The 8,820-nt window shown below is 44.1% G+C and carries 11 protein-coding genes; 6 read left to right on the forward strand and 5 right to left on the reverse strand.

All coding sequences use genetic code 11. The features are described 5' to 3' along the window. A partial coding sequence (locus tag VIN08_RS07785; protein WP_331962736.1) for a peptidylprolyl isomerase occupies positions 1-451 on the forward strand: 451 nt, incomplete at its 5' end. Between the two features lie 20 nt (positions 452-471). Then, positions 472-1,365 carry an NAD(P)-dependent oxidoreductase gene (locus VIN08_RS07790; RefSeq protein ID WP_331962739.1) on the forward strand — a complete coding sequence of 298 codons (894 nt, stop codon included), beginning with the start codon at positions 472-474 and terminating at the stop codon, positions 1,363-1,365. Between the two features lie 58 nt (positions 1,366-1,423). Here VIN08_RS07790 and VIN08_RS07795 read toward each other — a convergent pair whose 3' ends face one another. Continuing rightward, positions 1,424-2,830: an APC family permease gene (locus VIN08_RS07795; RefSeq protein ID WP_331962742.1), complete on the reverse strand. Its 1,407-nt coding sequence runs from the start codon at positions 2,828-2,830 to the stop codon at positions 1,424-1,426. A 63-nt stretch (positions 2,831-2,893) separates the two neighbouring features. Here VIN08_RS07795 and VIN08_RS07800 point away from each other — a divergent pair, with 63 nt between their 5' ends. Then, on the forward strand, positions 2,894-3,217 hold the full coding sequence (locus VIN08_RS07800; protein ID WP_331962766.1) for a DUF3817 domain-containing protein: 324 nt from the start codon (positions 2,894-2,896) through the stop codon (positions 3,215-3,217). Between the two features lie 8 nt (positions 3,218-3,225). On the opposite strand, the gene VIN08_RS07805 is transcribed toward VIN08_RS07800, so the two are convergent. Beyond that, positions 3,226-3,630, reverse strand: a complete 405-nt coding sequence (locus VIN08_RS07805) for a hypothetical protein (RefSeq protein ID WP_331962745.1) — start codon at positions 3,628-3,630, stop codon at positions 3,226-3,228. 163 nt (positions 3,631-3,793) lie between these two features. On the opposite strand from VIN08_RS07805, the gene fmt reads away from it, so the two are divergent. Together fmt and VIN08_RS07815 are read left to right on the forward strand one after the other, a co-directional pair. Further along, positions 3,794-4,711: a methionyl-tRNA formyltransferase gene (gene fmt / locus VIN08_RS07810; RefSeq protein WP_331962748.1), complete on the forward strand. Its 918-nt coding sequence runs from the start codon at positions 3,794-3,796 to the stop codon at positions 4,709-4,711. Between the two features lie 24 nt (positions 4,712-4,735). Further along, positions 4,736-5,236, forward strand: a complete 501-nt coding sequence (locus VIN08_RS07815; protein ID WP_331962751.1) for a dihydrofolate reductase — start codon at positions 4,736-4,738, stop codon at positions 5,234-5,236. Positions 5,237-5,254: 18 nt separating this feature from the next. On the opposite strand, the gene VIN08_RS07820 is transcribed toward VIN08_RS07815, so the two are convergent. Further along, the gene (locus VIN08_RS07820) at positions 5,255-6,181 is read right to left on the reverse strand and encodes a lysophospholipid acyltransferase family protein (RefSeq protein WP_331962754.1); all 927 of its coding nucleotides are present in this window, start codon (positions 6,179-6,181) and stop codon (positions 5,255-5,257) included. A 64-nt stretch (positions 6,182-6,245) separates the two neighbouring features. On the opposite strand from VIN08_RS07820, the gene VIN08_RS07825 reads away from it, so the two are divergent. After that, positions 6,246-6,749 carry a histidine phosphatase family protein gene (locus VIN08_RS07825; protein WP_331962757.1) on the forward strand — a complete coding sequence of 168 codons (504 nt, stop codon included), beginning with the start codon at positions 6,246-6,248 and terminating at the stop codon, positions 6,747-6,749. Positions 6,750-6,768: 19 nt separating this feature from the next. Here VIN08_RS07825 and VIN08_RS07830 read toward each other — a convergent pair whose 3' ends face one another. Next, entirely contained in the window at positions 6,769-7,845 is a 1,077-nt protein-coding gene (locus VIN08_RS07830) for a DUF4421 family protein (protein WP_331962760.1), read from the reverse strand. Continuing rightward, a partial coding sequence (hslU, locus tag VIN08_RS07835; RefSeq protein WP_331962763.1) for an ATP-dependent protease ATPase subunit HslU occupies positions 7,845-8,820 on the reverse strand: 976 nt, incomplete at its 5' end. The genes VIN08_RS07830 and hslU, both read right to left, overlap by 1 nt.

An 8,820-nucleotide genomic window follows, 5' to 3' on the forward strand; every position in this document is an offset into this window, starting at 1 on the left:
CGAGATCAAGATCGATCCAGCAAAATATAACCAGGCATTGCAACAATTCTTTAGCAATCCAGCCAATCAGCCTGCGTATGATACGATCGCCAGGTTATATCAGGCAGGCAATAGCAAAGAAGCACAAGACTTTATCATGAAACTGAAACCTAGGGTTGAAAAACAAACCGGTATAAAAGCGGAGCGCGAAGTTTCGCCTGAGAAATTAAAGATATATACCACTATAGGAGGCGCTCCTCAACTGGATGGTGAATATACGGTATTCGGCAAAGTGATTAAAGGGCTGGAAGTTATCGACAAGATCGCTGCTCTTCCAAAAGATCAAAGTGACCGCCCCATAGAAGATATACGGATGACGGTTACTGTAGAAGAGCTTTCTAAAAAGAAGATTGAAAAACTATACGGATATCATTATCCTCCGAAAGTAAATACAAAAACAAATTCGAAATAACCCATACCCTCTCTGTCAAAATGAAAATACTTGTCACTGGCTCCAATGGTTTACTTGGCCAGAAACTTACCGACCTGCTGGCAACCGATCCATCGGTTACACTGATTGCTACTGCACGAAGTAAATCAGTGCTACCGATCGCTAAAGGTGAATTTCACGCACTGGATATTACCGATGCCGAAGCTGTAGAAAGAATATTCACACAAACCAAACCTGATGTTGTGATCAACACAGCAGCCATGACGCAGGTTGATCAATGCGAAACCGATCGTGAAGCGTGCTGGAAAGCCAACGTCACTTCAGTAGAGAATCTCGTAAAGGCTTGTGCTATACATCATGCACACCTCGTGCATGTATCCACTGATTTTATTTTTGATGGCACACGCGGTCCGCTGGATGAACTTGAAAAACCAAACCCGGTAAATTACTATGGTGAGAGTAAGCTTGCAGCAGAAGAAGTGGTAAAGAAAAGTTCTATCGGTTGGTCTATACTACGCACGGTATTAGTGTTTGGCATTACACGCGACATGAGCCGATCAAATATAGTGTTGTGGGTAAAGAATAGTCTTGAGCAAGGTAAAACTATACAGGTAGTAAACGACCAGTGGAGAACACCTACATTAGCAGAAGATCTCGCTATGGGATGCTATTTAGCTGCAAAGAAAAAAGCAACCGGTATATATAACATTTCCGGTAAAGATTTTCTTACTCCATACGACATCGCTATAGCCACTGCCGATTTCTTTAAGTTGAATAAAGCACTGATCAACCCAACAGACTCAACCAAATTTACTCAGCCCGCGAAACGTCCACCCAAAACAGGATTCATTATCGACAAGGCAAGAACTGATTTAGGCTACGAGCCGCGTTCCTTTACCGAAGGGTTAGCGATTTTAGAATCGCAGCTTGCATAAAACAACAAAGCCATGAAATGTTTCATGGCTTTGTTGTTTATACGTAGCATCAACTATATCAGGCCGCCTGCTTCTTCTGCTGCACGGCAAAGTAATATATAGGTATACCGATCAACGTAATGATCAATCCCGGCCAGGTAAAGGCTGGTTTATAGTATATCAGCAACGAGCAGAATGTTACGCCCATCAGTATATATACCAGTGGCAGGAACGGATAACCAAATGCTTTATACGGGCGCGGTGCATCCGGACGTTTCTTGCGAAGTATAAATATTCCGACAATGGTAAGCATATAGAACAACACTACCACGAACGAAACCATATCCAGCAGATCACCATATTTACCACTCAAACACCAGATGCTGGCCAGCACACATTGTACCCACAAAGATTGCTGCGGTACTGCAAACTTATTAAGCTGACCTGCCTGGCGGAAGAACAATCCATCTTTCGCCATGGTATAGTATACCCGTGCACCTGCCAATATCAACCCGTTGTTACATCCGAAGGTTGATACCATGATCATCAACGCGATGATAACCGTACCTATATTTCCAAAGATCACATGCGAAGCAGCAACCGCCACACGATCTTTCTCTGCATACGCAATGTCATGCAAAGGCAGCACTGCGGTATACATAATATTCGCTGTTACATAAATGATCGTTACAATCAGTGTACCCAGAAATAAACTGAGCCCTATATTTCGTTGCGGATTCTTGATCTCACCGGCGATGAACGTAACGTTGTTCCATGCATCACTGCTAAAGATCGATCCAACCATCGCTGCAGCTATAGCACCAACGGCAGCAAGAGTTACATAATTTTCTATACCACCGTCACCATTCAGTTTATGTAAGTCCCATGCGTTGGTCCAGTTGCTGGTCCACACATCGCCTTTCATCATAATCAATCCAAAGACGATCAGACCAAATAAGCTCAACAGCTTCGCTACGGTAAAGGTAGTTTGTATCGCTTTGCCACCTTCCACGCCTTTGGTGTTGATATAGGTGAGCAGCACAATGATTACGATGGAAAGTATCTGCGCTGGCGAGATGGTTATGAAGCCGAGGTTGAGCAATACTATATCTTCACTTACAGCCGGGATGAGATAGGCTGTAAATTTAGAGAACGCCACACCTACGGCAGCGATCGTACCGGTTTGTATTACAGCAAAGAAACTCCAGCCATAGAGAAACGCAACCAGTGGGTTATACGCCTCTTTCAGGTATACATATTGACCACCGGCTTTCGGGAACATGCCACTCAGCTCACCATAACTTACGGCTGCTGTAATAGTCATAAATCCTGTTATCAGCCATACAGCGATCAGCCAGCCGGAGCCGCCTACATTTCGCAGAATATCCGCGCTGACAATAAAAATTCCTGAACCGATCATAGACCCTGCCACGATCATGGTTGCATCCCATAACCCCAGTACAGGTTTGAAGTTTGTTTCACTCATGCGTATCTGTAACTAAAATAATTTCGGAAGATAGGTATTTCGAACAAAAACGAAATACCTTTGATGGAATCTCAGTTCACAAAAAATATCATGACAAACCTGCTTTCAACTGTATTGGGCCGCCTGCGACTGGTTGCTTTTCTGGAGGGGATATCTTTTCTCGTGCTGTTGGGCATAGCCATGCCGTTAAAGTATATAGCCGCTACTCCGGAGCCTGTACGATTTGTGGGCATGGCACATGGTGTACTGTTTATAGCGTATGTATTGCTATTGATACAGACCACCATTGCCTATAAATGGACTATCGGAAAATCTGCGCTGGCATTTGTAGCTTCGCTGGTTCCGTTCGGTACATTTTATGCCGACAAGAAATTATTTCGCGCATAGCCACAGCGTTACTTACGGGTACACCACGTTTCACAGAAGTTGGTCTGTGAGTGATTATACAGATCGCGAACACTATAGTTCATGCTGACGTTGACGCCCTGTATAGTACCGGTACCTTCTATCTCATAGTCATCTACTATCTGGTACGGTATCGTGATCTTATCGCCATTCATATAAGCATGTACCTGGATGTCTGCACCATAAAAATTATCGAGGTATAGATCATTTCCGGTGGTGCCGTACTTTGTTACCTGCACGGTATAGTATGTATAGTCATTAAACGTTGCACTGAATTCTTCCATAGAGTAATATCCTACTACACGATCACGTGCATCATAACGGGGTTCGATGATATTTACCTGACATGAACCGAGAACAACCAGTATTGAAACTGCAAACAAAATCCGTTTCATAGCTGTAGAGTTTATATACCTGGTATTGCAAGTTTAAGGCCAATCCAACGGTTGCACTACCCTACCGATTCTATCTTGCTATGGCTGAGCTCAGTAGAAGGAATTGCACAATTTTCCGCAACGCATAACTGAAGGAAGATTCGATATATTTGCAGGCATTATTATGAATAACCTTCGCATCATTTTTATGGGAACACCGGAGTTTGCGGTGCCCACCCTGGAAGTTCTCATCGAGAATAAATTTAACGTGGTAGCAGTTGTTACGGCTCCCGACAAACCACAAGGTCGCGGTCAAAAAATTGTGTACTCACCTGTTAAAGAGTGTGCACTTAAATACAATATCCCTATTCTTCAACCAACAAATCTGAAGTCGCCAGAGTTTTTAGATATACTGAAAAGTTACGAGGCAACATTGCAAATCGTAGTAGCGTTTCGCATGCTGCCGGAAGTAGTGTGGGCTATGCCTTCGCTGGGAACATTTAATCTCCACGCATCTTTATTGCCACAATATCGCGGAGCCGCTCCGATCAACTGGGCGATCATCAATGGTGAAAAAGAAACCGGTGTAACTACATTCTTCCTGAAACATGAAATTGATACCGGCAGCATTATATACCAGGAACGCGAAACTATTCACGATGATGATACCGTGGGTACATTGTATGAACGACTGATGAACAAAGGCTCACAGCTTGTATTGAAAACCGTGCGCAGTATAGAAGCCGGTAATTATCCATCCATACCGCAGGCGGATGGTGAGATAAAACATGCACCTAAAATATTCAAAGAGACTTGCCAGATAAACTGGAACATTTCGGCAGAGGCTATACGAAATTTTGTACGCGGACTCAATCCGCATCCGGCTGCATGGGCCACTATCAACGAAAAAACATTCAAGGTCTTTCGTGTTTCTGTAGCCAACAAAAATGACAACGGTAGCGCTGTGGGTACGATCGACACCGACAATAAACAGTATCTTTATATCAAAGCGTCTGACGGATGGGTATCTATTGATGAGCTTCAACCGGAAGGCAAAAAGAAAATGACTATCCAGGATTTCTTCCGGGGTAACAAAGTATAAATCGGCCGCACTATATATTTACTTATGAAGATCTCTCTCATCGCAGCACTCGCACAAAATCATGTTATCGGAAAGAACAATGATCTGCCATGGCATCTGCCTGACGACATGAAGTATTTCATGACTACCACGCAAGGTCATTACTGTATCATGGGACGGAAGAATTACGATTCTATTCCAAGCAAATTTCGGCCGCTGCCTAACCGTACCAACATTGTTGTTACACGCCAGCAGAACTTTCATGCGCCTGGCTGTACCGTTGTAAACTCTATAGAAGAAGCGCTTGATCTGGCCCGTGCCAACGGAGAGAAAGAAACATTTGTGATTGGAGGTGCGGAGATATACCGGGCGGCCCTATCGCAGGCAGATGTTCTTTACTTAACCGAAATACAAGCGGAGATCGAAGGAGATGTACGCTTCCCCGCATTTGACCGAAAAATATGGAAAGAAGTTTCGCGTCAGCATCATCCGACTGATCAACGCCATGCCTATGCGTTTGATTTTGTAGTGTACGAGAAACACTAGCGCACTATAGCTATAGCATCAGGCAATCTCTTCGCCTGGCTGAGTTTTCCAACGCTCGTGCATCCACACCCATTGTTCCGGATGTTCACGGATTTGCTGCTCGATAAAGCCTGTTAGTATCTGCGTATTATATACCATGTCAGCTTCATCATCGCCCGTTACCGTGATCGGTATCTCCGGTAAAATATGCATGTGCTGTTTCCAGTCGTTGCCCAGGTATATATAGGTAGGTACTACGATAGCACCTGTCTTCATAGCCAATACTGTAGCGCCTACCGGTGTAGCAGCAGGCATACCAAAGAAGTTTACAAAGCGGCTTTTCACTTTTGTATCCTGGTCGATGAGTAAAGCAACTGACCCGCCCGACTTCAATATCTTGATCATGCGAAATGTTTCGCGGCCGCGTTCTATAGCAATAGCACCGTGTTTATTTCTGTAACCCCACAGTAATTTATTGAGGCGCTCGTCTTTAAGAGGTGTACCTATAATATTAGGATTCAACCCACGCACCGCCATGGTTGTTACCTGCAAGTCAAATGCCCCGAGGTGGCAGGTAAGAAAAATTACTCCTTTACCTTTTTGTTGTGCAGCTACATAATTTTCATAACCATGCACTACTAAAAACTTCTGAAGGTCGTCCCAGGTATCTACTGTGCCTGACGCACGCAGAATATCACCGGCATTTTTACCCAGCATCTCAAATACTTTGCGCGATAACTTTCGTATCTCTGCCTGACTTTTTTCTTTTCCGTATGCCATGGTGAGATGTTTCACCGTTAGTCTACGGGTTTGCGCGGCAAACATATAGGCGATCTTCCCCAGAAAACCGCAGAAGCGGAGCCACGTTACCCGCGGTAAGCTGGTAGAGATAAAAATCAGGAACTGAACAAACCGGTAAAGGATCGTATACCGTATCTTTCTGCGTAATTTCTTGGTTCCAACCATGTGGCGCGAAGATAACGGTTAATAAATTGATTTGTAAAACTTTAAAGAGCAAGCATCGCGGGATATGAAAACCTTATATATAATACGACACGCTAAATCAAGTTGGGCCAATCCGTTACAGGATGATTTTGACAGGCCTTTGAACGAGCGGGGAAAGAATGATGCTCCGCGCATGGGCAAGCGCCTAAAGGAGAAAGAAATTCATCCCGACATCATCATCAGCAGTCCTGCCAAGCGAGCGTTCTCCACAGCCAAGCGTATTGCCGATGTATTGAAATATCCACGAGAGAGTATCAAAACAAAAAAGTCTTTATACCATGCGGATGAAGAAACCATTCTCTCCATCATACAACAACTGAAAGATAAACACGAAGTAGTTTTGCTGTTCGGACACAACCCGGGGCTCACAGAATTTGTTAATTCATTTCAGGATGCCGAACTGGATATTGATAATGTACCTACCTGTGGCGTTGTTGCTTTCCAGCTAAATATAGCTTCGTGGAAAGATGCTGCCTGGGGAAAAGGCAAAATGCTCTTCTTTGATTATCCGAAGAACAAAGAAGATTGATCGAACAGAAACACTCAATTTAAAATTTACTGCTCATTAACGCTTTGGGTAAATCCCATACGCGTTTCTTCAGGAAACCAACTTCGCGGAAGCGATACCCGATCAGCATTTTGAAAGTAGTGTTCGAGCCAACAATCTGTGCGTTGTCGAACTTGGCAGATTTACCCTGTGCTATAAAACTGAATCCACCAAATACCTTATCACCATTATACCCGATGGCGATACGGCCCGCTGCATATATATTGAACTTTATATCATTCTTCTGCACACCATCTTCATGCGTAGACGATAGCCAATTGTGCGCAGGGCCGAAAGCCAGTGTACCGTTGAGGAAAAATCCTTTATAGATCAAACTATAAGTATAGCCCGGGGCAATACCCAGTGTAGTTACCCGGAAAGATTTTATACGCGAAGCTTCACCAAAGCGATTCAGGTAGGGCTCACCCAATATAGCAGAGTCGCCCGCTGCGCTAAAACTACTCAACGTTCCATAGAGCAGGAAAGAACCGGCACTGCGCAATTGCTGATCAACAAATGTATAAGTAGAGCGGAATGAAAACTTTTTATTGTTGAAAGTATAGTTTACGCTCACACCGTTATTCCTCGCCTCTATATCCGGCCGGTGTGGATACGGTTGATTGACCGGTATTTTTACAGAAGGATCATCGAGATAAAAACCTTCGTACTTCTGCAGGTATGCATCTATACCCCACTTCTTACCGATAACATTTAACTGAAGATCGCGCGCATTCGATTCCCCATAAATACGTTTTGCATCGGCATTGAGCGGCACAGCAAAGGTTACTTCTACTGCCAACTCAAAGAGATACATACCCAATCCAAAACTATAGGGCTTGTTCGAGCGATAGTTGAGCGATGTATTTTTATTATCCAGGTTCTTCATTTCAAAATCCAGGCGTCTTTGCTTGAGCACTGGCCAGAGAAAGAAATGATCCGGGAATGTTTTGATATACTGCGACCGAACAGAATCGTAAGCGGGTGCCGCAGCTACGCCAACACTCAACTCATCCTGTGCTATAGCAGGTGTGATTACTACCAGACTAAACAATACAATGACAAGGTACCTGTACTTCATCAGAGAATATATTCGCTTAGGTCCTTGTTCTTAATGAGGCCGGAGAGTTTCTCGCGCACCATTGCAGCATTGATAACAATGCGCGCATGCGGACCGATCTTGTCGGGCACATCGAATAAAAATTCATTGAGCAATTTGCTCATTACCGTATGCAGCCTGCGGGCTCCTATATTTTCAACTTCGGTGTTGATGGCAAATGCTGTGTTGGCAATTTCATCGATAGCATCATCGGCAAAAGTTATCTCTACATCTTCTGCTTCGAACAGTGCCTGATATTGCTTGGTCAAAGCATTTTTCGGTTCGCGAAGTATCTGTATAAAATCTTCTTTTGTAAGATTATTCAACTCTACACGAATCGGAAAACGCCCTTGTAACTCCGGTATAAGATCGGATGGTTTGGATATATGAAATGCTCCTGCTGCAATGAACAGCACGTGATCTGTTTTTATTACTCCATGTTTTGTATTCACGGTGCTTCCTTCTACTATCGGAAGAAGATCGCGCTGCACACCTTCGCGACTTACATCGGGGCCACCTCCTCCGCCACCTTTACGCGAACCGGAAGCGATCTTGTCGATTTCGTCAATGAAAATGATACCAGCATTCTCAGCCCTATATATAGCTTCTTCCTTTACCTCATCCATATCAATGAGTTTGGCAGCTTCTTCGTCCAGCAAAATTCTGCGTGCTTCAGCTACGGTAACTTTACGCTTCTTGGCTTTCTTCGGCATCATACCGTTCAGCATCTCCTGCAGATTCATCATGGATACTTCATCCATCATGCCGGCACCGATCATACCTACATTCGAACCACCACTGCCTTTAATGTTGATCTCGATCTTGCGATCTTCCAGTTCACCATTGCGTATCTTATCACGAAAGTGATTGCGTGTGCGTTCATTCAACTCTACATCGCTGGAAGGTATATCGGTTGATGATACATTATCCTGCGGCATATTGAAACCGGCTGAACGC

Source organism: Ohtaekwangia sp. (assembly GCF_036568665.1).
In the GTDB taxonomy this organism is placed as follows: domain Bacteria; phylum Bacteroidota; class Bacteroidia; order Cytophagales; family Cyclobacteriaceae; genus Ohtaekwangia.

Bases quoted from the DNA above. Each gene is read 5' to 3' on its own strand.
- VIN08_RS07790 (WP_331962739.1), top strand. From the start codon at position 472: ATGAAAATACTTGTCACTGGCTCCAATGGTTTACTTGGCCAGAAACTT.
- VIN08_RS07795 (WP_331962742.1), bottom strand. From the start codon at position 2,830: ATGAGTGAAACAAACTTCAAACCTGTACTGGGGTTATGGGATGCAACC.
- VIN08_RS07800 (WP_331962766.1), top strand. From the start codon at position 2,894: ATGGAATCTCAGTTCACAAAAAATATCATGACAAACCTGCTTTCAACT.
- VIN08_RS07805 (WP_331962745.1), bottom strand. From the start codon at position 3,630: ATGAAACGGATTTTGTTTGCAGTTTCAATACTGGTTGTTCTCGGTTCA.
- fmt (WP_331962748.1), top strand. From the start codon at position 3,794: ATGAATAACCTTCGCATCATTTTTATGGGAACACCGGAGTTTGCGGTG.
- VIN08_RS07815 (WP_331962751.1), top strand. From the start codon at position 4,736: ATGAAGATCTCTCTCATCGCAGCACTCGCACAAAATCATGTTATCGGA.
- VIN08_RS07820 (WP_331962754.1), bottom strand. From the start codon at position 6,181: ATGGTTGGAACCAAGAAATTACGCAGAAAGATACGGTATACGATCCTT.
- VIN08_RS07825 (WP_331962757.1), top strand. From the start codon at position 6,246: ATGAAAACCTTATATATAATACGACACGCTAAATCAAGTTGGGCCAAT.
- VIN08_RS07830 (WP_331962760.1), bottom strand. From the start codon at position 7,845: ATGAAGTACAGGTACCTTGTCATTGTATTGTTTAGTCTGGTAGTAATC.